This window comes from Herbaspirillum sp. C7C2, from assembly GCF_022627865.1.
GTDB classification, from domain to species: domain Bacteria; phylum Pseudomonadota; class Gammaproteobacteria; order Burkholderiales; family Burkholderiaceae_D; genus Herbaspirillum; species Herbaspirillum frisingense.
On the sequence record NZ_JABXGI010000002.1, the window covers coordinates 187102 to 211036 of the forward strand.

The window sequence follows — 23935 nt, forward strand, 5'->3', positions numbered from 1 at the left end:
ATGGATAGCAGTAGAACCGGGAAAACCGGGAAACGCGAAGCAGCACCAGACAACAGCGCGCGCCCGCGAAACTTATTCTTTTTTCAACATCAGAAATATTGTAACGCTTTGCTGCCGCATTGCAGCATTTCCGTGCAGGTCGGCGTGACGATTTGGTGACGATGTGATCAATGGAGCGCTTGCAGCGACTTCCAGCGATTTGCGACGCTTGCTACGGATCATCTCTGGATGATTCCCGCAAACAACGCAAAATGCGCCCGGGCATAGGCACGGACGCATTCGCTGACGGCGCTGAGGCCGGCAAGCTGAAGGCGGACGTCACATCCGCCCTGCCCGCCCACCCCGTCAGGCTCGCCGGAAGGCGCGTACGATCACCAGCAGCACGATCGCACCCAGGGTCGCGGTGATGATCGAGGCCAGGATACCCCCGCCCACGGCGATGCCCAGCAGACCTGCCAGCCAGCCGCCGATGACGGCACCGACGATACCGATCAGGATGTCGGCCAGCAGACCGAAGCCGCCGCCCTTGACCAGCACACCGGCCAGCCAGCCGGCCACAGCACCAATGATCAGCCATGCGATGAGTCCGTGTTCCATGATGTTCCCTTTCCTAGCGTTCTGTCTTTCTTGGGTTGGTCGCGGAGTGCGCCGGCCCGCAGGCCATTGGCAACGGGCAACGCTCCTTCCTCTTCTCTGCGGGCGCTCGGCACAACAGATGAGGTCATCTTAGGAACATCGCTTGCCGCCAGGTATCGGACAGCGGCCCATTTCCTTGTAGGACAAGCCCGCCCGTGGCCGCTCATCTTCATCGACCCGGAATTCCCGGGGTGAGCGGCCTCCTGTTTTCCTACACGGCAAAAGGCGGCACTCCTATAGAGAGGAAGCGCGAGTTTTTTTAAGCTTGCCTCGCAGTAGAGCAGTGCAGCAAAAGCAGTGCAACAAGTACCAGGCACCGCCAGCACCAGACTTCTACGCCTTACTTACGTTGAACAACGTCGATCAAGAGCCGCCATCATGCCGACCCACGAGCCCAGCGCCCAGCAGCCCACCGCCTTCGCCAATCCCTATGCGCTGAGCGCATTCGGCATGCCGCCGCAGCGTGATGCCGACTTTGCCGACCACTATGCGCGCTATGCCCGCGAATCGGCCCAGTTGATGCAGCAGATCTCGCTGAAGGCGCCGCAACTGGCGGCTGTGCTGGAGCAACTCAACGAGGGTAGTACCCAGCACTCGCAGCATCGTATCGAACTCGACGCCGTGCCGTCGCAAACGGGCCCGAGCCACACCAGCCGCCCCGGCGGCAGCCTGCTCGACACCACTGCCAGCCTGCTCAGTCATGCCTTTCCCGGTGTGGCGCCGTTTTTCCACGGCTGCCGTGCCTTCCTTCATCTGAAGATGATCAAAAACAATCGACAGGCTTGAAGCGCATCCGCGCCCAATAGCCTGCACCGCGTCTGAGGGTGCCACGTCCTCCAACCCATCTACCTGGACCTATCATGAAAAAAATCACCAAAGCCGTCTTCCCCGTCGCCGGTCTGGGCAGCCGCTTCCTGCCTGCCACCAAGGCACAGCCCAAGGAAATGCTGCCCATCGTCGATAAGCCACTGATCCAGTACGCCGTCGAGGAAGCGGTCGAAGCCGGTATCACTGAGATGATCTTCATCACCGGCCGCAACAAGCGCGCCATCGAAGACCACTTCGACAAGGCCTATGAACTGGAGACCGAGCTGGAAGCCGCCGGCAAGGTCAAGCTGCTGGAAACCATCCGCAACGTCATTCCCAAGCACATCAACTGCGTCTATGTGCGCCAGGCCGAACCGCTGGGCCTGGGCCATGCCGTGCTGCTGGCCAAGCCGCTGGTGGGCGACGAGCCCTTCGCCGTGCTGCTGGCCGACGACTTCATGGATGCCGCCCCGGGCCAGAAGAACGTGATGGCACAGATGACCGCCCTCTACGAGCGCGAAGGCAAGAGCCTGCTGGCCGTGCAGGATGTGCCGCGTCCGGAAACCCGCCAGTACGGCATCGTCAGCGGCAGCGCCCATGGCGAACGCACCGAACTGCTGACCGGCATCGTCGAAAAGCCGGCACCGGAAGATGCGCCCTCCACCCTGGCGGTGGTCGGCCGCTATGTCCTGACCCCGGCCATCTTCGAGCGCCTGGAAAACATCGGCACCGGCGCCGGTGGTGAAATCCAGCTCACCGATGCCATCTCCGCCCTGCTGCAACAGGAACAGATCCTGGCCTATCGCTACGAAGGTCAGCGCTTCGATTGCGGCTCCAAGCTGGGTTACCTGAAGGCCGCCGTGGCCATGGGCTTCAAGCACAAGGAAGTCGGCAGCGGCTTTGCCCAGTACCTGCAGGAATTTGCCGCCCAGCACGATCTGGCGCAGGCAGCCCAGCCCAAGGGGCCGGCCACCGTCACCCCATTGAAGCCGGCCGCGGGCAGCCCGTCAGCTCCCGCCCCGGCCAGTACCGAAAAGCAGCCAGCCGTAGCCCGTAGTGTCATGTAAGTCCCCGGTAGAGACCGTTGTTGATTGCAGTCCAGCCTCTGGCCGGACTGCTTTTTTTTTCGTCCCTACGCTTTCCCCTACGCTTCGTATAAATTGTTTTGACCTTTGTCACAGAGTTTTAACCTGGACTTGTTAGCATCGCCGCCATGCATCTGCAGACATTCATCTCGCCAGCAATGACATGAATTGCAGCATCCCCGGCCAGGCAGCGTATGCTGTGGCCTCCGCACACCACTTTTAAACGTTTGCAGGCTGATAATGCAGCATGAAATCGTTGCCAGGCGCCTGGAGCGATTGCGGCAAAGGCGCAAAAAATATATATTGTTTATATCAATTTATCACAGGAGCGTTCATGGCCACCCGAGTTCAAGCCGCAGCAGCATCGACCGAAAAGAAGAAACCTGTCGCCAAGGCGGCAGCCCCCAAGCCCCCAGTCAAGAAGCCCGCAGTGCGCCCGGCTGCGCGTCCCGCGCCCAAGGCAGCCGCTGTAGCCAAGCCGGCCCCGGAAGCGGTGAAGACTGAAAAGAAGGCAGAGAAGGTCGTCAAGCCGGTGAAGGTGGAGAAGGTGGAGAAGGTGGAGAAGGTGGAGAAGGTCGCCAAGCCCAAGAAGGTCAAGCAGGTGCGTGACAGCTTCACCATGCCCGAGAACGAATACGCGGTCCTGGCCCAGGTCAAGAAGTCCTGCCTGAAGGCTGGCGTGGAGATCAAGAAGAGCGACCTGCTGCGCATTGGCGTGTCCCTGATCAAGAACCTCAAGATCGCCGAACTGAAGGACATCCTCAGTAGCCTGACCCCGCTGAAGGTCGGCCGCCCCAAGAAGTAAATCCTTCCGGGCAAGCCCGCCCTGCCGGCTTGCCCAGCGGTTCCCGCAAAAACAATGCCGCCCGGTTTCGATCGGGCGGCATTGTTTTTTGGTGTCAGGCGAGCCGGCTAATTCCTGTCCCCCATGCTGCGGATCACCCGCCAGCGGCCCTGATGGACCTGATACAGCGTAAACACCGGGTCCCGCAGGTTGCCCTCTGCATCGAAGGCGATCTGGCCGGTGATGCCCCGGTAGCGAATGCGGTGCAGTTCGGCCGTGACCTTGGCCGGCGCGAGCGAATCGGCCTCGCGCATGGCGGCGGCGATCACCCGCACGGCATCGTAGGCGAAGGGTGCGTAGAGATAGATGTCATCCTTGTAGCGGGCTTTCCAGGCGCTTTCGAAATGGCTCCATTGCGGCCCTTTGTAGGACGGCAGGCCTGGCTCCACCACGCTGGTCTCCTCCCCGGCCACGCCGGCCAGGCGCAGGAAGGTCGGCCCCACCAGGCCACCGATGCCCACCAGGCGCGCGCGTATCTGCAGCCGGCGCAGGTCCTGCACCAGTTGCGCAGCCTGCGCATCGAGGCCGGCGAAGAAGACCACGTCGGGGTCGCTGGCGCGGATGCTGCGCAGGATGCTGTTGAAGTCCGAGGTCTTGCTGCTGACCTGATAGCGGCCCGCCACCCGCCCCTGCTGGGCGGTCACGGCGTTGACGAATTCCTGGGCATAGGTGGCGCCAAAGAGCGTGCTGTCATCGATGACGGCGATGCTGCGCGCCTTCAGGTCGTGCATGACGTACTGGGCCGTGTGGCGTGCGCCGTCGCCATCATGCGGCACGATGCGAAAGGCCGAGGCGTAGCCCTGGCGGGTATAGTCGGGCGCGGTCACGGCGGGCGCCACATGAGGAATCCCGGCAGCGGCATAGATGCGCGAGGCCGGTATGCCCACGCCGCTGTTCCAGTGCCCCACCACCGCCGCTACCCCGGTCTTGACGAAATACTGGGCCACCAGCTCGCCGGTCCGTGGATCGGCGCGGTCGTCCTGCGGCAGCAGCTTGAACAGCACCGGCTCGCCACCGATGACGGGCTTGCCATTGTTGATGTCTTCCACCGCCAGCTGCGCAGCCCGCTCCAGACTCATCCCGGTACTGCCGGAGGGGCCCGACATGGGCGCCGCCAGGCCGATCAGCACGGTGCGCGGGGCGGCTGCTGCTGCGCCGGATTGCATCGTCCATCCAGCGCCCAGAAGGACGGCGGAGAGCAGAATTGTTCTACGCATTACCTTGTTCATCCTTGTTGCTTGCGTGTGTTTTGCGTATCTCTTGCGTGTGTCTTGCTTGTGCCTTGCCTGCCGCCATTGCTAGCAGGTTTCGCGCCACCTCAAAAATTGAACTCCCAGTGGCAGGCCTGCCCGACCTCGATGCTGCCGCCAATGCCACCGATGACGATGGCATTCTGGCCGAAGGTGAGGCCGCCGTCCACGCGGGGATTGGCGCGGTAGGCCGCCAGCGTGTCCAGCGGCTCGTCGGGCCATTGCGCGTCGCGCAGGCCGGTGTGCTGGTCGATGCCGGGGATCGGGCAACGGGCGCAGGGCTTGACCAGCTTCAGTTGCACCGCCTGCTCGTCCTCGCCAAAGCGCAGGGTATCGATGAAATCTTCCTCGTAAGGCTCCAGCCCGCTGATCACCAGGTTCGGCCGGAAACGGTCCATCGGCAGGCTTGGCGCCCCCTTGGCGGCCAGCCTGGCATTGAGGTCGTCCAGCGAGGCCTGACCGATCACCAGCAGCGGATAGCCGTCCGAGAACTGCGTCGTGGCCTGGTGCGCGCCGGTCCAGCGCTGGCTGCAGGCGCGCGTGACGGCCGGGTCGAAGCGCACCAGGCGCACCTCCTCGCCGAGGTAATGGGAGCACCAGTGACGGGCCGGCTCGCCCTGATCCAGGGCATCCAGATGGCTGTTCCAGACCTGCACCGCCAGGGTGGCCCCGTCCTCGCCGGCAACGGCCAGCCGCAAGGGCGGCATGCCGGGGGCGCGCAGCACCAGCGCATCGCCCTCGAAGGCCGGCGTGATGCAGGCCATGCGCGGATGGCTGCGCTGGGTCAGAAAACGGCCCTGACGGTCCACCAGCATCCAGTGGCGGTCCAGGGCCAGGCCCAGGGCGCCGATATCGGCACGCGTGACCGACAGGCCACCGCAGGATTTGACGGGATAGAAGCTGATGGCACTGAGGGTGCTGATGGTGCTGATGGCGCTGGATGTCGACATGGTGATACTGGCCCAGGGAGCGGCGTCTGACAGGCGCCGATAAAGAATGCAGATGAAGTTTCGGCAAGACATTACCACAAGCTCGGCATTGGCTTGTGGCGGGAGCAACACGTCCCCCCCGCTCATGCGACAATGCACGCCTGTTCACGAAGCTTTTCCTCACGGGAGTGCCATGCTGGTTGCCAAATTCTTCCATCTGCTGGGACTGACCATCTGGGTCGGCGGCATGTTCTTCGCCCACATGGCGCTGCGCCCCGCGCTGGCGGTGCTGCACCCGGAGCAGCGACTGACGCTGATGTCGGCGGTGCTGGGCGGCTTCTTCATCTGGGTATGGGTGGCCATCGCGCTGGTGCTGGGCAGTGGGCTGCACATGATGGCGGTGATGGGTGGCGCTCACTTGCCGCCGTATGTCCATGCCATGAGCGGCATCGGCGCGGTGATGATGCTGATCTTCGCGCATATCTTCTTCGCCCCCTTCCGCCGCCTGAAACTGTCGGCCGCACAGCAGGACTGGGACCGCGCCTCGCGCGCGCTGCGCCAGATCCGCATGCTGGTGGGCATCAACCTGTGCCTGGGCCTGCTGACCATCGCCATCGGCGCACTGGGGCCGCTGGCTGCCTGACGCGGTGGGGTCGGCGCAAGATCACTATCCAAAAAGGGGGAGACACCCGTGCTGAACGAATCGCAACGCCAGCAAGCCGCTGATCTGCTGTGGGACTGCTGGGCGCACAACCGCCGCATCCCGCACCTGCCGACCGAACTGCAACCGGTTGATCGCCAGGAAGCCTACGATATCCAGCGCCGCCTGGAAGCCCGCAGCTTCGCGCCGCTGGCCGGCTGGAAGATCGGCGCCACCGGCCCGGGCGGCCAGCAACTGCTCCAGGTCGACGCACCGCTGGCGGGCCGTCTGCTGGCAGAGCGCCTGCATCGCAGCGGGGCGCGCATCACCCTGGGCGACAACCTGATGAGCGTGCTAGAAGTGGAAGTAGCCTTCCGTATGCGCACGAGCCTGCCGCCGCGCGCCACGCCCTATACGCAGGAGGAGGTGCTGGATGCGGTGGGCTCCATCCACCCTGCCATCGAAATCCCCGACACCCGCTACGAACACTTCCGCCAGGTCGGCGCCGCGCAACTGATCGCCGACAACAGTTGCGCCGACCATTTCGTGCTGGGCGCACCGGCCGATGTGGACTGGCGCAGCCTGGACCTGGCCGCCCTGGCCACCTCGGCCACCGTCGAAGGTGGCGGGCAACAGAGCAGCGGCAGCGGTGCCCAGGTGCTGGGCGATCCACGCATTGCGCTCACCTGGCTGGTCAATGAGCTGCGTGCGCATGGCCTGACGCTGGGCACCGGTCACGTGGTGGCCAGCGGTTCCACCATCGTCCCCATGGCGGTGCGGGCCGGCCAGACGGTGCACGCCGAACTGGGCGTGCTGGGTACGGTGCTGGTGCATCTGGACTGAATCCGGGGATGAGCAATGCAAAAGGGATGAGCCCGGGCTCATCCCTTTTTTCATTCCGGCACGGCATCAAGCTGGCTTGATTGGCTTACCTGGCTTAGTTGGCCTTCTCGACGCCCGGCTTGACTTCCTCATAGCGGCGCGCCAGCTCCTGGCGCAGCGACTTGCGGATCACGGCGGCATCGAAGCGGCGCTTTTCTTCCTGCGAGAACGGGCGCAGCGGCGGCACCGGGATCGGCTTGCGCTGGTCGTCCACCGCCACCATCGTAAAGAAGCAGCTGTTGACGTGGCGGGTTTCCTGGGTGCGGATATTCTCGGCCACCACCTTGATGCCGATTTCCATGGAGGACTTGCCGGTGTGGTTGACGCTGGCCAGGAAGGTCACCAGTTCGCCCACGTGGATGGGCTGGCGGAACATCACCTGGTCCACCGACAGCGTCACCACATACTGGCCGGCGTAGCGGCTGCCGCAGGCATAGGCAACCTGGTCGAGCAGCTTGAGGATGGTTCCCCCGTGCACGTTGCCGGCGAAATTGGCCATGTCCGGGGTCATCAGGACCGTCATGGTGAGTTGGTGAGATGGCAGATCCATGGTGCGAGGCTCTCTCTGTAGTGGTGGCGATGGGTTGATCATGGGATGGCGCGGTGTCCCGCCACGGGCACTCCCCCGAGTGCACAGGCGACCGGCGCGGCCGGCTTTCGTGGAGGAAAGCCAACTGCGGCCGACATTATCGGCCAGCCAGCCCTGCCATGGCAAAAAAACTCGCGTCCACGGTCAGGGCCGCTCCCGCTCAGGCCCGGACTACAGGCTCGGCTGCGGCGAAATGCTCCTCGCAATTGCGCAGGAACTGGCGGACCGAGGCACTGATGGCCTCCGGCGACCAGCCGGCCACGTGCGGCGTCAATACCACATTGGGCAGGCCGATCAGGGCTGCCGGCGGTTTCGGCTCGCCTTCGTAGACGTCCAGGCCGGCACCGGCCACGCGGCCGGCGGCCAGTGCCGCGGCCAGGGCTTCGGTATCGACCACGCTGCCGCGACCGATATTGACCAGGTAACCGTGGGGGCCGAGCTCTTCCAGCACCCGCGCATTGATCAGGTGCCGGGTCTGGGCGCCGCCGGGGGCGGCCACGATCAGGCAGTCGGCCCAGCCGGCCAGTTGGGCGACATCGGGGAAGTAGTGGTAGTCGACATCATCGCGCTTCTTGCGGTTGCAATAGGCGATGTCGGCGTCGAAGGCAGCGGCGCGGCGGGCGATCTTCTTGCCGATATTGCCCATGCCGACGATGCCCACACGCTTGCCGGCCAGTTGCGGCTGCAGCGGGATGGTTTCGCGCCAGCCACCGTCGCGGGTGTAGCGGTCCAGTACCGGGATGTTGCGCACGACGGCCAGCAGCAGCCCCATGGCGTGATCGGCCACGCAATCCTCGTTGGTACCGGCACCGGAGGCAATCTCGATGCCATGGGCCTGGGCGTGGGCGGCGTCGATGTTCTCCACCCCGGCGCCCAGTGCGCAAACCAGTTGCAGGTGCGGCAAGGCGCGCATTTCATCGGCGGTCAGGCCGGTGGTGCCATTGGTGAGCACCACGGCGACCTTGCGGGCCGGGCCTGCAATCATCTCGTCACGGCGCTGGCGGTCCGGCGCGTAGAGGATGTCATAGTGGGCCGCGATGGTGGCGGTGCTTTCTTCGGAAAGATGGATCAGGACGAGTAAGGGCGGTTTCATGAAAGGCCTGGCGATGCGGATGAAGGAAAATGCAGTGCCCGCCATTCTATTGCGAATTGCGCAATCAGTCCGGCAGAGGTCAAACCGCCTTCATGCGAATTCCATGCCACCAGCGCAAACAGGCCCGGCGCGCCATGCGGCGCCCGGGCCTGTCGGGGACGCGGCGGCGCAGGGCCGGCGCGAGGTCTTGCTCAGTGCGACCTGCTCAATGCCGCGCCTGTTCTTTTTCCAGCATCTCGTGCGCCGCCTGGCGCGCGCCCTGCTCGGCCGCCTTCTCGTCGGCGAACGTCTGGTCAGGCAGCACGCGCTGGACCGGAAACACCGGATTACGGTGCATGGGGTTGATGGAATGGCCGAAGATGGCGACCTGCGCCACCCATTCGTCACCGCCGATCACGCGTACACCGGCGTACTCGACTTCATAGTCGCCCACTTGTTCGGTTGGCATGATGTGTCTCCTCTTGTCCGCTTGTGTCCGCTTCTGTCCGGCCCTCAGGCCGCACCGTCGCCGGCACGCTGGTCCAGATGGGTGATGGCATAGCCCTTTTCGCCGATCTGCATGAAGGCGTCCTCCGCCTCCAGGGTGAAATGCCGCTTGCCGTCGCGTTCAAAGTCCACGTTCTGCTCGTGGATCTGCCAATCGGTATTGGTGACTTCTTCCGGTAGGGCTTTTTCGTGCGGCAGGACGAGGTAGGAAAACAGACCTTCGCCGTCCGGGCGCTTGTAGACATCAACTTTCATCGGGGGGCCTCCTGGTCGGGTTGAACGAGGGCGCTGCACGGTGGGAACCGGGTGCGCCTGCTTGGTGCGACTGGACGGCAGCACATTGGTTCGATGAATGGGCATACCATGGCCACAAAGCGTGTTGCGCTGTCAGCCTGATCCCACAGGCCGGACCGCCCTGCAGAGGTGCTGCATCGTGATTGATTCAAGATAGCACCGCCCCTGTGACGATGCCAGGAAGAAATCGCGCCCTGCCCGCTCAGTCGAGCTGGCGCCGCAACCACGCCAGCACACCCGCAAGGCTGCGGAAATCAGCCAGGGAGCGGCACTGTAGTTGCGGATGACGCTCGCGCAGCATGCGCGAAAGCGCTGCACCCGGCCCCAGTTCCAGGGCCACGGTGACGCCACGTTCGACGCAGGCGTCCATGCAGGCCGCCCACTGGATGGGCTCGGTCAGCTGACGCAGCAGCAGGTCCTGTGCCTGTCGGGCATCGGCGACAGCCTGCCCGGTGACGCCGGCCAGCAAGGTGAATTCAGGGGCCTGCCTGACCATGGCGGCCAGACTTGCTGCCAGCGGCGCCACCGCTGTCTGCATCAACGGCGTATGCGAGGCCAGCCCGACCGGCAGGGCCGAGCTGCGTGCTCCCATTGCGGCGAGCTCGACAGCGGCTGTCTGCAGCGCCGTGTCGCTCCCCCCGGCAATGAGCGTATCGTCGCCGGTAATGATGGCCACGTGCGCGCCATGCCGTTCCAGCGTGCTCTGCGCCGAAGCCAGCGCAATACCGCCCACTGCCATCAGGCCCTGCGCCGGTTGTGCGCTGGCAGCCTGCGTCATGCACGCGGCCCGCTGTGTCGCCAGCGCGACCGTGGCCGAGGCCGGGATCACGCCGGCAATCGCCTGGGCCGATAGCTCGCCCACGCTGTAGCCGGCCACCACCGCCGCAGGCCCGGACAATGCCGCCAGCGGTTCGCGCAAGGCTTGCCAGGCCGCCAGCTGGGCGGCGACGATCAGGGGCTGGGCATTGCGGTTGGCGTAGAGCTGGGCCGGGTCCGCCAGTACCTGTTGCAGCGGCGCCTGCAACAGGCCGGCGAGATCACATTGGGCCAGGAATAGCGCGGCCTGCGCATCCTCATTCAGCAGATCGAACATGGCGGCATGCTGCGCGCCCTGCCCCGGACAGAGAATCGCCAGCCGCATGCTCATCCGCGCTCACCGTCCAGCAGACCGACCTGATGCAGCAGACAGGCCGCCGCCAGCAGATCGGCCGCACCGCCCGGTGACAGGCGCTGCGCCACGAAGGCGTGGTGGCAATCCAGCGCTTGCTGCTGCCATCCCGCCCGGGCCGACCCGCCGGCGGCCAGGAAAGCGGCGCTGCGCGCACGCACCAGCGCCGCGCCGGCCGCACCGCCACGGTGATAGACGTTGGTATCGCTGAGCTGGGCCATCAGGGCGAACAGGGCATCGATGCTGGCGCAGGTCCAGTCGCGCCCCTGGGCAAGCGTGGCCTGCAACTGCGGCAAGGCCACCTCGAAGACCGCCGGAAAGCCCAGCGCCCCCTCTTCCCGCGCCCCGCCCACCGCATACTGTACGGCGACCTGCTGGCCATGGCTGGACGGCGAGTTAGGCTGCTCGCCCGAGCCGGCGATACTATGGCGCGCCAGCGCATCGCCCCACTGGATCAGCAGGGTGGCTCGAATGACTTGCGGCTGCAGCGGCATCCTCCTTGCCCGACAGCAGGCCGTGGCCGCGCACAGCATGCCCAGCGCGAAAATGGCGCCGCGATGCGTGTTGATGCCGCCCGTGGCACGCAGCATGCGTTGCTCGGCGCTGACGGCCAGCGTCTGCAGGCGGTGGAAAGGCGCGGCCTCTAGGCCGGCAACGGCGATCTGATAAAAGTAATGACGCAACGAGAACAGGCTGCGCAGGAAGGTCAGCGCATTCATGTCGGTGTGGCTGCCATTGTCCACCCGCGAGACCAGGCCGGGCTTGGGATAGAGCACCAGCTCGTGATGCAGGCTGCGTACTGCCAGCCGTGCCAGCTCGCGGCAGAAGGCCAGGTTGTCGCGTTCGGTCCGGCGCTTTTGCAGATGATGGACGGCCGCATCCAGGGTGGCCGGATGTGCCATCAGGCGGCGCATGGTTGCTCCTCCTGCGGCAGAGCGGCCATCAGGCCGCCGACCCGCTCCAGCGCGACGCGGTTGGCACGCTTGACCAGTACCTGGCCCAGGTCTCCCGCGCCCAGTACCGCCACCTGCCGCCACTCCTTCCACGACACCGCAGCGCCATCGGGGAAGACAATCTCGCCATCCAGCGGCAGGAACATCGCCTGCCAGGCCAGCAGGCGCACACCGCCCTCCAGCTGGCTGCGGCTGCGCGGGCAGAACAGCAGGTCGATATCGGAACTGGCGCGCAGGTAGGGCTCAGCCGTCACCGCCTGCCAGGCCAGCGAACCGAACACCGAAAGGGCGATGCCGGCGCGCTCCATGTGTTGCTGCAATTCGGCCAGCCCCGCCGGCCAGGACGAGGGCAGGCCGCCCAGGCGCGCGGCCACGATATCGCGCAACAGGAACGGGGCGCGACTGGCCGCCACTTCCTGCGGCGTCACGCGCAGCGCGATGCGGGGCTTGTTGCCCTGCGCATCCGGCGGCAGCGCGATACCGACGCAGAGCTCATCGGCACGCGCATCGACATCAGTGCGGCGCACCACCACCGGCCAGCGCATACGCTGCCAGTGCGCCAGGCTGGCGCGCTGGCGTTCGTCCACGCTGTCTTGCTGCAGGCGCTGCCAGGCGGCGTCGTGCAACCAGAGCAAATGGTGCCGCCCGGGAGGTTGCGACGGACTCATCCGTTCAGCGGCACATCATTGGCCACGGCCTGGATGACGCGCTGCGCCCACTTGCGTCCGCCCCGCTCCAACCCCACGGCGGCACGGTTGTCGGCGCTGTCATCGGTCGTCAGCGCCGCGCTCAGGGCCTGGGCCAGGTCGTCGTGCCAGATCTCGGCCACGCCGCCCATGCGCAGATAGTTTTCCGGTCCGGGGGCAAACACCGGGTTGCTCCTGGCCAGTTCGGTCAGGCGCTCTTCCGGGACCTTGGTGATGCGCGCCATGGCCGGCAGGCCCATGACGCGGATGGTGGCATCGGGCAGCGCATAGCAGGCGTCGGCAATCAGGCCACTGGTGATGAAGCCGCCCGACAGGGCCTGGTCATAGACCAGGCCGATCACGCGGTGGCCCTGGCGGCGCGCCAATTCCACGCACTTGCCCAGATGTGCCATGTAGCTGTTGATACCCAGCATTTCGTCGCGGTGACGCAGGCGCTGGCCCTGGGTATCGACCAGGATCACGATGGGCCGACCGGGATGCTCGCGCACCGTCTGCAGGATGACGCTGGCCTGGGCCAGTGCGATCTCGATGCCGATGGGCGTGTGAGCGGTGGTGCCGACCACGGTGACGGTGCGACCGTCGACCTGGGCGGTGCCGGAGAGGAAGTGGTCCTTCTCGCTGATCTGCTGGCCCTGCGGGAACAGGGTCTGTGCCAGCGTGCGCCAGTCGACCTGGCTCGGAGTGGGTGTTTGACTCATGGCTTTCTCTCAGGCTTTGAAGGGAATGCGCAGGCCCTGGGCCATGGCGGCGAAGGCGGCCGCTTCCAGCATCGGCACTGTCTCAGGGCGTTCCACGCCCAGCTCGGCCCAGATATCTATCGGGTCCTCGGCATGGCCGAAGGTGGCGATGCGACGACGCAGCATTTCCTGTTCGGCTTCCAGCGCGGCCAATGTCAGCTCGGGCGCGCCGGACTGGGCCAGCGCAGTCAGGGCATCCATGGCGGCCTGGCGAAAGGCCTCGGTGTCATCGCTCACCAGTTGCTGACAATCGCCGATCAGGTAGCGATGCTTGCCGCCGGTGGTGCGCCAGACCAGGGCGCGATCGCGCGAATCGAATTCCTCCACGCCATTGGCGGTTTCGATCACTTCCGGCCCGGACATGGCCAGCCTTCCCTCTTCGGACATGATGACCGTGTTGGCGCAGCGGGCGACGATGCCCATGCCACCGAAGCAGCCATTGGCGCCACCCACCAGCACGATCACGGGGATGCCGGCGGCGCGGGCTTCCAGCACGGCGCGCATCACCTCGGAGACGGCGATCAGGCCGGCATTGGCTTCGTGCAGGCGCACGCCACCGGTCTCCAGCAACAGGACCACGCCGGCCACCTGCTTGCGGATGGCGCGCTTGATCAGGCCGACCAGCTTGGCACCGTGCACCTCGCCCACCGCCCCGCCCATGAAGCCGCCTTCCTGCGCGGCGGCCATCACCGGGCGTCCATCCAGCAGGCCTTCGCCGATGATGACGCCGTCGTCGAAGGACACCGGTGCATCGAGTTGCCCCAGGTGCGGGCTCACCACCCGCTGCGCGGGCGGCAACAGTTCATTGAAACTGCCGGCATCGAGCAAGGCCAGGATGCGTTCCCGGGCCGTGGCTTCCAGATAGCTCGCGCTCATGCGCCCTCCTCGACCATGGCTTCCACCGCCTGGTCCAGGCGCAGGCTGACCACGGCAGGCGTGGCGCCCATGTCATTGATGGAGATGCGGGCATCGGCCAGTTGCCAGCGCTGCTGGAAGTCGCCCACCACCGCCTCCCAGATGGCGCCGAATCCGCGGGCGGCGGTCTTGATCTCGATGGCGCAGGCACCCTTGAGATCGACATTCTCGATCAGCACTTCCAGGTTGCCAGAGCTGACCACGCCCACCAGTTCGGGCGCAGCCTTCAGGCGGCGGCGTCCTTGTTCAAAGCGAAAATTCAGAGTTTCCATCGTCTTGTTCCGATTGCTTGCCAGTGACTTGTCTTTGCTTACCAGTTCCGGAAGCGCTTGGGCGGGTTGTACAGCCCGCCGGAGGCGCGCACCAGGTCTTTCATGTTCTTGGCGGCCAGCAGGTCGCGAGTGGCCAGGCGCTTGTCCACGCCCAGGTCTTCGGCGCGCCGGATGATGCCACGGTCGCGCAGGTTTTCCACCATCCGCTTGTCGCGTCCCATGCCCACGGCGGTATAGCCGGCCACGCCACGGATGGCCTGTTCGCGCTCTTCGTCGGTGCGGCATAGCAGCAGGTTGGCGATGCCCTCTTCGGTGAGGATGTGGGTGACGTCGTCACCGTAGATCATCACCGGCGGGATGGGCATCCTGGCCTGCTCGCCCAGTTGCCAGGCATCGAGTTTTTCGACGAAGGCCGGCTGCATGTGTTCGCGGAAGGTTTCCACCGTCTGCACCACCAGTTTCTGGCCACGCGGGATGGTATTGCGCCCGGCACGGGCCTGCTGGCCGGCCTTGAGCCAGGCCTCGCTGGCGTGGCGCCGGCCACGTGCATCGGCACCCATGTTGGGTGCGCCGCCGAAGCCGGCGATGCGCCCGAGGGTGGCCGTGGAGGAATTGCCCTGCAAGTCGATCTGCAGGGTGGAGCCGATGAACATGTCGCAGCCATAATGCCCGGCCGTCTGCGAAAAGGCGCGGTTGCTGCGCATGGAGCCGTCGGGGCCGACGAAGAACACATCGGGCCGGGCGCGGATGTAGTCTTCCATCCCCAGTTCGGAACCGAAGGAATGGATCGATTCCACAAACCCGGCTTCGATGGCGGGGATCAGCGCCGGGTGCGGGTTCAGCGCCCAATGCTTGCAGATCTTGCCGCGCAGGCCCAGCGATTCGGCATAGGTCGGCAGGATCAGTTCGATGGCGGCGGTATCGAAACCGATGCCGTGGTTCAGGCGCTGCACCCCGTATTCGGCATAGATGCCCTTGATGGCCATCATCGCCATCAGGACCTGGATCTCGGAAATCTGCGCCGGGTCGCGGGTGAACAGTGGTTCGATGTAATGCGGCGTAGGCGCCTGGATGGCAAAGCCGACCCAGTCGGCCGGGATATCCACGCGGGGCAGCACATCGACGATCTCGTTGACCTGGGCGATGACGATGCCGCTGGAAAAGGCCGTGGCCTCGGCGATCGCCGGCGTGTCTTCGGTATTGGGGCCGGTGTAGAGATTGCCGTGGCGGTCGGCCGCCTGCGCGGCCACCAGCGCCACGCGCGGCGTGAGGTCGGTGAAATAGCGGCCGAACAGTTCCAGGTAGGTATGGATGGCGCCGATGTTGAGCTTGCCGGCCGAGGCCAGCTTGGCCAGGCGGCCGGCCTGCGGGCCGGAGAAGGAAAAGTCCAGGCGGTCGGCGATGCCCCGTTCGAACACGTCCAGGTGTTCCGGCAAGGCCAGCACCGAGAACAGCATGTGCAAGCCGTTCACCCGTGCCGGGTCGAGTGCGGCCAGACCCTTGGCGAGGAAATCCGCCTGTTTCTGGTTGTTGCCCTCGACACAGACTCGGTCACCGTTTTCCAGCACCGCATACAGCAGGTCGGCCAGTTTTTCCGCAGGGGCGATCTTGCCCTGCAACTGGCTTCCCAATGCGGCGGTGGCGCGTGCCAGCCGCTGTTCACGGTTCTTCTGGCGCGCATTCCACACGCGTTCGCTACTACTCATTTACTTGGCTCCCATCAACAGATCAGGCAATAAGGTCGCGATGCCCGGGAACATGCACAAGAGCAGGACCGCAAGGAACATCAGCGCCAGGAAAGGAATCGTACCCTTGATCACATCGCCCAAGGCGATGTCGGGTGCGATGTTCTTGATCACGAACAGGTTCAGCCCCACCGGCGGGTGGATCAGGCCCATCTCCATGACCACGGTCATGACGATGCCGAACCAGATCAGGTCGAAGCCGGCGGCCTTCAGCGGCGGCAGGATGATGGGGGCGGTCATCAGGATGATCGACACCGGCGGCAGGAAGAAGCCCAGCACGATCACCATCCCCAGGATCACCGCCAGCAACAACCACTTGGACAGGTGCAGGTCCACGACCCACTGCGCCGCCGACTGGCTGATGTGCAGGTAGCTCATCACGTAGGAATACAGCAGCGACATGCCGATGATCAACAACAGCATGCCCGATTCCTTGATGGTGGAACTGAGGAAGGGTGCAATCTCGCGCGGCTTGTAGATGCGATAGACGATGGCGATCAGCACCAGCGCCAGCAGCGCACCCAGGCCCGCGGTTTCGGAAGGCGTGGCCAGGCCGCCATAGAGCGCCACCATCACACCGATCAGCAGGATCAGGAAAGGCAGCACGCGAGGCAGCATCTCCACCTTCTGCGCCAGCGTGAAATGCTCGTCATCCAGGTAGGCCGACTTGGCACCACCGGCGCTGTAGACCGCATGGGCCAGCTTGTACTCCTTGCGCGCCCGATAGACGGCATAACCGGCAAACAGGAACACCAGCAGCACGCCCGGGCCGATACCGGCCAGGAACAGCCGTCCCAGCGACTGCTCGGCCGCCACTGCGTACAGGATCATGGTGATCGAGGGCGGCAGCAGGATGCCCAGCGTACCGCCGGCAGCAATGATGCCGGCCGCAAACCCGGGCGAATAACCACGGCGACGCATCTCCGGGATACCGGCCGAGCCGATCGCCGAGCAGGTCGCCGGCGAGGAACCGGCCATGGCCGCAAACAGCGCGCAGGCGAAGACGTTGGCGATGCCCAGGCCGCCCGGCACCTTGTTCAACCACGCATGGATGGCCGAATACAGGTCCTTGCCCGCCGGGGATTTGCCGATGGCCGCCCCCTTCAGGATGAACAGCGGAATGGACAGCAGCGTGATGGAAGCGATTTCCTCATAGACGTTCTGCGTGATGGTGTCGAGCGAGGATTCGGGCATGAAGAAATACATGAAACCGGTCGCCACCACACCCAGCGCGAAAGCGATCGGCATGCCCGAGCACATCACCAGGATGGTGACCACGCCATAGAGCACACCCAGGGTCAGCGGACTCATTGCGCACCTCCGGCCTGCGGGGCGGGAACGGTACCGGTAATGCGCACCAGCACCTGCACCAGCAGTTGCAGGGTCAGCATGCTCATGCCCAGTGCCATGAGCGAATACGGAATCCACAGCGGCGGAGCGAAGGTGGACGAGGTGGTCTGCCCTTCCACCCAGGCTTCATGGAACAGCGCCCACGACTTCCAGGTGAAGAAGGCGCAGAAGGCCAGCGACACCAGGTCGACGATGAACATGCGCACCTTGTTGGCCAGCGGCGAGAGCATGCCGGCCAGGGCCTCGATACCGATATGCCCGCGCAGCGACTGCACATAGGCCGAGCACAGGAAGATCACCCCCACCAGCATGAACACCGATGCCTCGTCCTGCCAGTCGGTGGGCTGGTGGAAGAAATAGCGCACCACCACCGAATAGGTGAGGATGCACGACGTCACCAGCAGCGCAATCATGCCCAGGAACACGGCCACCCGGTGGTAGCCCTGCAGGAAGGCCGCCAGCCAGGCCACCGGGGCGCTGGCGGGGACGGCCGGGCGCGCGGCAGCCGCACCGGGCATCTCGAAACCGTGGCTCATACGGTCTTCTCCGCCAGGGCCAGCAGCTTGGCGCAGCTGGCATTACGGCCGGCGAAGTCCTTCCAGGCGGTATTGCGGGCGATGTCCTGCCACTTCTTGACGACCTCGGCATTCAGATCGACCACCTTGGCCCCCGCCTTCTGGTACACCTGGGCCACGGCGATATCGTCGGCCTGGGCGGCCTTGGTGGCGAACTGTTCCATCTCGGCGCCCACGGTCATGATGACCGCCTGCTGGTCCTTGGGCAGCTTGTCGAAGACGGCCTTGGACATCATCAGCGGTTCGAACATGTACCAGTAGGCCTTGTCACGGCCGGTGGTGAGGGCCTTGGCGACCTCTTCCAGGCGGAACGACATGAAGGACGTCGACGAGGTCATCGCCGCATCCATGGCCCCGGTCTGCATGGCGGCATAGATTTCGTTGGAAGGCAGCGTGACCACGGCCGCACCGGCTTCCTTCAGGATCAGGTCCATCTCGCGGGAGCCGCCGCGCACCTTCATGCCCTTGGCATCGGCCGGATCGACGATGGGCTTGCCGCGCGAGGCCACGCCCCCGGCCTGCCAGATCCAGCTGACGATGACCACGCCCTTCTCGCCCAGCACCCGGGCCAGCTCCTTGCCGACTTCGGCATTCTTCCAGGAGGCCCCCTGCTGATAGGAGGTCACCAGGCCGGGCATCAGGCCGATATTGGTTTCCGGGACTTCGCCACCGGCATAGTTCAGCGGCACCAGCGACATGTCCAGCGCGCCCTTGCGCATGGCCGAGAACTGCGCGTTGGTCTTCATCAGCGACGAACCGGGATAGATTTCGAACTTCAGCGCGCCCTTGGTGCGCTCGCTGACCTGCTGGGCAAACATGCGCACCAGACGATCGCGGAAATCGCCCTCGGTGATGGTGCCACCGGGAAACTGGTGTGAAATCTTCAGGCTGGCCGATTGTGCCCAGGCGGACGGGATGGTGCTGGCAAGTGGTGCGGCGGCGAGTGCGCCAAGGAATTGGCGGCGGGTGAATGCGCTCATGCGGGTGTCTCCTCCAGGATTGATGGAACTACGTGTGTTTTTATGCTCTCATCGTGTATACAATTTCGTTTCAAACGCATACATTGTCAAGCATTAATCCTGTGGATCGCATTCCCTTTACAATGCTTGCTTTAAAGGCAACTTGATCATGGACACCCCCAAGACCCGCTCCGAAACCCTGCGCGAATCGATAGAAGAGATGATTGCCGTGGGCAAGCTGGCGCCCGGCCAGCATCTCGATGAAACCTCGCTGGCCGAGGAATTCGGGGTCTCGCGCACGCCCATCCGCGAGGCGCTGATCCAGCTGGCCTCGATGGGCATCGTCGAGATGCGTCCGCGCCGGGGCGCCATCGTGGCCGAGATCGGCCCGCAGCAATTGATCGAGATGTTCGAGGTGATGGCCGAATTCGAGGCCATGTGCGGCCGCCTGGCGGCGCGCCGGATGACGCCGGCCGAACATGTCGAACTGCTGGCGGCGCACCAGGCCTGCCAGGCGGCTCGCGACGCCAGCGATCCGGATGCCTACTTCTACCTCAACGAGGCCTTCCACGACCACATCTACGCCGGCAGCCACAACGGCTTCCTGGCCGACCAGGCGCGCGCCCTGCACCGCCGCCTGCGGCCCTATCGGCGCCTGCAGCTGCGGGTGCGGGACCGCCTGAAGATGTCCTTCGATGAACACCAGGCCGCGGTCGATGCCATCATCGCCGGCGATGCCGAGAAGACGGTGGAGGTCCTGCGCCACCACATCATGATCCAGGGACAACGCTTTGCCGATCTGGTGGCGTCGCTGCACCAGCTGAAGTCGGCGGCCTGACTGCTTTCCTGCTTTCCTGAGATGACAAACGGCGCCCGTGGGCGCCGTTTTTTGCTGATGTTGCCTCCAGCCTGGCTGGCGCTTTACTTCACTTCTTCACCTTGTCCTGTGCAATATCCATGATGAGTCGGGAGGACAGGTACAGGCGCGGCACGATGGTATCGAGCAGCACGTATTCGGCATCATTGGAGTGGGCGCCAAAGCCGCTCAATCCCATGCCCTCGATCACCGCACCCTTGCTCTTCAAGGCCGCGAATGCCGCGTCGGTGCCGCCACCGGTGGCCACCTCCGCCACCTTCAGCGGCATGCCGATTTCCTGGTAGATGGTGCGGGCGTAATTGGCCAGCTGACGCGACGCCGGCGTGGCTTCCAGCGGCGGGCGACGCAGTTCGAACTTGACGCTCACCTTGGCTTCCGGAATCAACTGCTTTTTCACCCCTTCGGCCAGGGCCTGCTGCAACTGCTCGAAGTCGCTCACCTTCAGCGCCCGCGCATCGGCCTGGGCGCTGGCCTGGGCCGGGATCACGTTGCGGTTGCTACCGGCCTGGGCGACGGTCCAGTTCAGTTTCAGGCCACGCTCGGGCTGGGAAAGCTGATTCAACTGCAGCAACTGGTGCGAAAGTTCATATAAGGCGTTGACACCCTTCTCAGGCGCTGCACCGGCGTGCGAGGACTTGCCCTTCACCTCCAGGTAGGCCGCGCCAATACCGCTGGTAGCCAGGCGCAACTGGCCGTCGGCACCGCCGCCCTCATACGACAACACCACGTCCTGCTCCGCACCCAGCCGGGTATGCAGGGAGCGTCCACCGGGCGAACTGATTTCCTCGTCACCGTTGATCAGCACGGTCAGGGTGTCGTAGTCCTTGAAACCCGCCTTCTGCAGGATGGCCACCGTATGCAGGATGGTCGCGATGCCCTGCTTGTCGTCGGCAATGCCCAGCCCGTAGGCCTTGTTGCCATCGACGCGGAAGGGCTGGTCCTTGAGCATGCCGCGCAGATAGACCGTATCCATGTGGGCGATCAGCATGATCTTGCGCTTGCCGTTGCCCTTGAATTCGGCATGGACGATCTGGCCCAGCTTCTCGGGCGTATCGTCCATGCGGTAGACTTCGGGCGCGTCCAGCAACTGCACCTTGCCGCCCAGCGCCTCCAGCTTCTGCTTGATCAGGCCGGCCAGTTGCGCCAGGCCTTCCAGGTCCTTGCTGCCGGATTCGATACTCACCAGTTCGCGCAGGGTGTCCAGCAGGCCGGCCTGTTCCTGGCGGGCCATGCCGTAGACCGGCTCCACGGGAGCGGCCTGTACCAGCACGGGCAGGCAGAGGGCGGCGACCAGGGCCGTGCAACGCAGTTGGGTGAAAGCTTTCATGCGGGGGTTCTCCTTGGGTGGATGGGCGGGATTGTGATCATCCCTGTTGGTGAGGCTGGTTGTGGGTGTGGCTGGTTGTGGGTGACGCCGATTCACAGACTGCGTTCGCTGGTGAAGTGGCGTTCACTGCCATCGAGTGGATCGATGAAGAAAAGGGAGCGGGCCAGCAGCTTCAGGGGGCGATCCAGATCATCGGCCACGCCCACCGGCACCGCGTCCGGGTAGAACAGGTCATTGACGATGGGGATGCCCAGCGAGGCCATGTGCACCCGCAACTGATGGCGCCGGCCGGTGACCGGTTCCAGTCGGTACAGGCCCAGCTCCCCGCGCTGCCCGATCAGGGAAATATGGGTTTCCGAATTGGGCGGGCCCTCGGCTTCATGCATCTTGAAGAACTGCTCCGGGATTTCCTCCACCCGGCTGCGATGCACACGCGGCAGCTCCAGGTCGGCCCGCAAGGGGGCAATGGCTTCGTAGACCTTGAACATGGCGCGTTGCTGGAACATCGACTGGTACTTGCCGCGGCTGGCCGGCTGGTGCGAAAAGACGATCACGCCTGCGGTCTCGCGGTCCAGCCGGTGGATGGGGACCAGGTCCTGCAGACCGGTGGCTTGCTTGAGCCGCACCAGCAGCGTCTCCTGCACGAAGCGCCCGGTCGGAATCACCGGCAGGAAATGCGGCTTGTCGGCCACCAGCAGGTGCTCGTCGAGGTGCAGGATCTTTTCCTCGACCGGGATACGCGGCTCGCCCTGCGGCAGTTCACGGTAGTAGAAAATGCAGTCGCCGCTGCGATAGGCTGACTCCGGACGCAGCGCTTCGCCGTGCTGGTTGCGCACCTCGCCGCGTAACAGGCGCTCGCGCCAGAGCGCGGCCGGCACGGCCGGAAAGCGTTCGGCCAGGAAGGACAGCATGTCGCGCCACGGCCCCGGCTGCAGCCACAGGTAGCTGGGCGAGAGGCCGTTGCGCATGGGCAGGGTCGGGGTAGGCCTCATGCGCCCTCCCCGCCGGACGCGCTCTTCTTGCGGGCGGCGCGCCGGCGCCAGGCGACGACGCTGGCATTGGCCTCCAGATGGGCCAGCAACCTGGCGCGCTGGGCCTCGGTCAAGGGCAGGCTGTCGATCAGGGCTGGCCAGTGCGTCATGGCGCGGTCCACCGTCTCCACCAGCACCGCCTGCAACCTGGCTTCCGGCAGGCGCCACAGGTTGGCCAGCTGGCGCAGGATGGCGGGGGTGAGCAATTGCTTGCCCTTCTGCCCCGGCAGGAAGGCCAGTGCGTGCCCATCGCCGCCGACATAGGCGGCATAGGCCACGATGTCATAGGCCGGCGACAGGGAGGCTGCCTGGGGCGTGTGGTAGAGCAGGCTGAAGTTCTTCAGGTGGGCGTCGAAGTTGCCCAGCAGTTCGTTGACCTTGATCCGTCGCAGCAACTCGTAGACATCCTCGACCCCGCGCGTGCTGCGCTCGGCCAGCACCACGCCGAGTGCGGCATAGGTCCCGACGTACTTGGCACCCGGTGCGGTGCCGGTGATCTGGGCGAAATCCTCCATGTGCAGGCGCCCGGTGGGAGTGGGCGCATCGCGGTCGAAGCGCTGTACCAGCAGGAAACGGCTGGCATCGTTGCGCAGCCCGAAGGGCAGGTGATCGGCGATGGCCGACAGGGGCTCCAGGCTGAAACTGCACGTATTCACGCCCGCAGCGGCGGCCAGCGTCAGGGACGAGAATTCCACCTGCGGCATGTTGGGATAGTCGGTGGCCGGGAGCTTGGCGATGAAATGGCTGCCGTGGCTGTCTTTGGAGCGCATCACATAGCGCCCGCCCGCCTCCTTCACCAGGGCCAGCTTGGGCTGCACGCCGGAGAGCGATTCCCCGCCCGGTACCGGCAACTGGCCGGAGCTCATTTCGTAGCTGTCATGCCCCTGCCCCAAGAGCCTGCCCATTCCCCGCTCGTCCAGTTCTTCGGCCAAGGCCGAGACGTCGCCGGGCAAGTCCCGGCCGCAATAGGCCAGCAGGCCGAATTCGTCGTCCGGCGCCAGACCGGCGCGCTGGATCAGGTGCTTGCGCAACTGGCCTTCGGGCAAGAGGTTCTGGAAGAACGGCGGCAATCCGCCGCGCCCGTCACCCCGATTCACGGCCAGGGTGGGGTCGAGCAACTGAGCCAGGGTACGTTCCTCGGTGGAGGCCAGGTAGAGCTGGGAGAGTACCGGCCGCCGCGGTCCCAGCAGGGCGTAGGCATCGTCAAAGCGGAAATAGCAGCGACCGTCATCCAGCGCGAACAGCGAGCCCACCTCAGTCTGGCCCAGGCGGATGCGCAGCGAACGCAACATGCTCATGCCTCGCCTCCCCTGCCCATGAGCGCCTGCAGGCGCTGGCCCAGTTCGGTCTGGCTGCCTGCCCCCTGGCTCTCGGCCGCCCGCTGGCTGGCCGCCTGACGGGGCAGGAGCAACAGGTCCAGATCCAGTTCGTCGCACAGGGCCAGCAACTTGACCAGCTCGATGTTGCCGCGCCCGGTTTCCAGCGCCAGCAAGGTGTTGCGATGCATGCCGGTACGCGCCGCCAGTTCAATGGCCGTCAGCCCCTGCTCCTTGCGGGCGGTGCGGATGCGCTGGCCGATGTCTTGCAGGTTGGTCATCTTTTGATCCAATAAAATGGGCTTTCCTCGTGAAGTCCATTATATTGGTCATGCCGTGATTGGCAAGTCTATTTAATTGGACTTTTTAGTAATTACCTAATTTATTGTTATTTTTTGATGATATGAAGTTCCCTTCCGGGCTGACCACTCCGAACGGGCTTGCAGCTTGGAAGGCGCAGCGCAGCGC

The 23935-nt window shown here is 65.0% G+C and carries 27 protein-coding genes; 6 read left to right on the top strand and 21 right to left on the bottom strand.

What is annotated here, in order from left to right; genetic code table 11:
• Positions 1-345: 345 nt before the first annotated feature.
• Positions 346-597 (bottom strand): GlsB/YeaQ/YmgE family stress response membrane protein, encoded by a 252-nt coding sequence (locus tag HWE04_RS04500; protein ID WP_006463945.1) that lies wholly within the window; start codon positions 595-597, stop codon positions 346-348.
• Positions 598-1014: 417 nt separating this feature from the next.
• On the opposite strand from HWE04_RS04500, the gene HWE04_RS04505 reads away from it, so the two are divergent.
• From HWE04_RS04505 to HWE04_RS04515, 3 genes are all read left to right on the top strand, one after another.
• A complete protein-coding gene (locus tag HWE04_RS04505) occupies positions 1015-1422 on the top strand; it encodes a hypothetical protein (protein ID WP_241811648.1) in 408 nt (135 codons plus the stop codon).
• A 74-nt stretch (positions 1423-1496) separates the two neighbouring features.
• Positions 1497-2510, top strand: coding sequence for a UTP--glucose-1-phosphate uridylyltransferase GalU (galU, locus tag HWE04_RS04510; RefSeq protein ID WP_241811649.1), 1014 nt, complete (start codon positions 1497-1499; stop codon positions 2508-2510).
• A 352-nt stretch (positions 2511-2862) separates the two neighbouring features.
• Positions 2863-3333, top strand: coding sequence for a hypothetical protein (locus HWE04_RS04515; RefSeq protein ID WP_241811650.1), 471 nt, complete (start codon positions 2863-2865; stop codon positions 3331-3333).
• Between the two features lie 107 nt (positions 3334-3440).
• Here HWE04_RS04515 and HWE04_RS04520 read toward each other — a convergent pair whose 3' ends face one another.
• A complete protein-coding gene (locus HWE04_RS04520; protein ID WP_241811651.1) occupies positions 3441-4538 on the bottom strand; it encodes a branched-chain amino acid ABC transporter substrate-binding protein in 1098 nt (365 codons plus the stop codon).
• Positions 4539-4690: 152 nt separating this feature from the next.
• A complete protein-coding gene (locus HWE04_RS04525) occupies positions 4691-5572 on the bottom strand; it encodes an MOSC domain-containing protein (protein WP_241811652.1) in 882 nt (293 codons plus the stop codon).
• Between the two features lie 172 nt (positions 5573-5744).
• Here HWE04_RS04525 and HWE04_RS04530 point away from each other — a divergent pair, with 172 nt between their 5' ends.
• Positions 5745-6194 carry a CopD family protein gene (locus HWE04_RS04530; RefSeq protein ID WP_006463951.1) on the top strand — a complete coding sequence of 150 codons (450 nt, stop codon included), beginning with the start codon at positions 5745-5747 and terminating at the stop codon, positions 6192-6194.
• Positions 6195-6242: 48 nt separating this feature from the next.
• Positions 6243-7034 carry a 2-keto-4-pentenoate hydratase gene (locus HWE04_RS04535; RefSeq protein WP_241811653.1) on the top strand — a complete coding sequence of 264 codons (792 nt, stop codon included), beginning with the start codon at positions 6243-6245 and terminating at the stop codon, positions 7032-7034.
• 94 nt (positions 7035-7128) lie between these two features.
• On the opposite strand, the gene HWE04_RS04540 is transcribed toward HWE04_RS04535, so the two are convergent.
• From HWE04_RS04540 to dctP, 14 genes are all read right to left on the bottom strand, one after another.
• Complete coding sequence (locus HWE04_RS04540) at positions 7129-7623, bottom strand: acyl-CoA thioesterase (RefSeq protein WP_006463953.1); 495 nt, start codon at positions 7621-7623, stop codon at positions 7129-7131.
• Positions 7624-7822: 199 nt separating this feature from the next.
• Positions 7823-8755, bottom strand: a complete 933-nt coding sequence (locus HWE04_RS04545; RefSeq protein ID WP_241811654.1) for a 2-hydroxyacid dehydrogenase — start codon at positions 8753-8755, stop codon at positions 7823-7825.
• A gap of 205 nt (positions 8756-8960) precedes the next feature.
• Positions 8961-9203 (bottom strand): hypothetical protein, encoded by a 243-nt coding sequence (locus HWE04_RS04550; protein ID WP_102664687.1) that lies wholly within the window; start codon positions 9201-9203, stop codon positions 8961-8963.
• Between the two features lie 44 nt (positions 9204-9247).
• Positions 9248-9496: a DUF6139 family protein gene (locus HWE04_RS04555; RefSeq protein ID WP_006463956.1), complete on the bottom strand. Its 249-nt coding sequence runs from the start codon at positions 9494-9496 to the stop codon at positions 9248-9250.
• Between the two features lie 241 nt (positions 9497-9737).
• On the bottom strand, positions 9738-10682 hold the full coding sequence (locus tag HWE04_RS04560) for an ACP S-malonyltransferase (RefSeq protein WP_241811655.1): 945 nt from the start codon (positions 10680-10682) through the stop codon (positions 9738-9740).
• Entirely contained in the window at positions 10679-11617 is a 939-nt protein-coding gene (gene mdcB / locus HWE04_RS04565; RefSeq protein WP_241811656.1) for a triphosphoribosyl-dephospho-CoA synthase MdcB, read from the bottom strand. The genes HWE04_RS04560 and mdcB overlap by 4 nt, the downstream gene beginning before the upstream one ends.
• Complete coding sequence (gene mdcG, locus HWE04_RS04570; RefSeq protein ID WP_241811657.1) at positions 11605-12291, bottom strand: malonate decarboxylase holo-[acyl-carrier-protein] synthase; 687 nt, start codon at positions 12289-12291, stop codon at positions 11605-11607. The genes mdcB and mdcG overlap by 13 nt, the downstream gene beginning before the upstream one ends.
• Before the next feature lie 29 nt (positions 12292-12320).
• On the bottom strand, positions 12321-13061 hold the full coding sequence (gene mdcE, locus HWE04_RS04575; RefSeq protein WP_077236803.1) for a biotin-independent malonate decarboxylase subunit gamma: 741 nt from the start codon (positions 13059-13061) through the stop codon (positions 12321-12323).
• A gap of 9 nt (positions 13062-13070) precedes the next feature.
• Positions 13071-13976, bottom strand: coding sequence for a biotin-independent malonate decarboxylase subunit beta (locus HWE04_RS04580; protein WP_241811658.1), 906 nt, complete (start codon positions 13974-13976; stop codon positions 13071-13073).
• Positions 13973-14287, bottom strand: coding sequence for a malonate decarboxylase acyl carrier protein (gene mdcC / locus HWE04_RS04585; RefSeq protein ID WP_006463962.1), 315 nt, complete (start codon positions 14285-14287; stop codon positions 13973-13975). Before mdcC ends, HWE04_RS04580 begins: the two co-directional genes overlap by 4 nt.
• A 38-nt stretch (positions 14288-14325) precedes the next feature.
• On the bottom strand, positions 14326-15993 hold the full coding sequence (mdcA, locus tag HWE04_RS04590; RefSeq protein ID WP_006463963.1) for a malonate decarboxylase subunit alpha: 1668 nt from the start codon (positions 15991-15993) through the stop codon (positions 14326-14328).
• On the bottom strand, positions 15994-17343 hold the full coding sequence (locus tag HWE04_RS04595) for a TRAP transporter large permease (RefSeq protein ID WP_241811659.1): 1350 nt from the start codon (positions 17341-17343) through the stop codon (positions 15994-15996). It abuts the gene before it with no gap.
• Positions 17340-17918 (bottom strand): TRAP transporter small permease, encoded by a 579-nt coding sequence (locus HWE04_RS04600; protein WP_182992147.1) that lies wholly within the window; start codon positions 17916-17918, stop codon positions 17340-17342. Before HWE04_RS04600 ends, HWE04_RS04595 begins: the two co-directional genes overlap by 4 nt.
• Positions 17915-18937, bottom strand: coding sequence for a TRAP transporter substrate-binding protein DctP (dctP, locus tag HWE04_RS04605; RefSeq protein WP_182992148.1), 1023 nt, complete (start codon positions 18935-18937; stop codon positions 17915-17917). The genes HWE04_RS04600 and dctP overlap by 4 nt, the downstream gene beginning before the upstream one ends.
• 148 nt (positions 18938-19085) lie before the next feature.
• On the opposite strand from dctP, the gene HWE04_RS04610 reads away from it, so the two are divergent.
• A complete protein-coding gene (locus HWE04_RS04610; RefSeq protein ID WP_077236797.1) occupies positions 19086-19754 on the top strand; it encodes a GntR family transcriptional regulator in 669 nt (222 codons plus the stop codon).
• A gap of 88 nt (positions 19755-19842) precedes the next feature.
• On the opposite strand, the gene HWE04_RS04615 is transcribed toward HWE04_RS04610, so the two are convergent.
• The 4 genes from HWE04_RS04615 to HWE04_RS04630 all read right to left on the bottom strand — a co-directional run bounded on the left by HWE04_RS04615 (position 19843) and on the right by HWE04_RS04630 (position 23748).
• Entirely contained in the window at positions 19843-21120 is a 1278-nt protein-coding gene (locus tag HWE04_RS04615; RefSeq protein ID WP_241811660.1) for a M20/M25/M40 family metallo-hydrolase, read from the bottom strand.
• 92 nt (positions 21121-21212) lie between these two features.
• Positions 21213-22112: a pseudouridine synthase gene (locus HWE04_RS04620; RefSeq protein WP_241811661.1), complete on the bottom strand. Its 900-nt coding sequence runs from the start codon at positions 22110-22112 to the stop codon at positions 21213-21215.
• Positions 22109-23449, bottom strand: a complete 1341-nt coding sequence (locus HWE04_RS04625; RefSeq protein ID WP_241811662.1) for a type II toxin-antitoxin system HipA family toxin — start codon at positions 23447-23449, stop codon at positions 22109-22111. The genes HWE04_RS04620 and HWE04_RS04625 overlap by 4 nt, the downstream gene beginning before the upstream one ends.
• Positions 23446-23748: a helix-turn-helix domain-containing protein gene (locus HWE04_RS04630; protein ID WP_077236793.1), complete on the bottom strand. Its 303-nt coding sequence runs from the start codon at positions 23746-23748 to the stop codon at positions 23446-23448. Before HWE04_RS04630 ends, HWE04_RS04625 begins: the two co-directional genes overlap by 4 nt.
• Between the last annotated feature and the right edge of the window lie 187 nt (positions 23749-23935).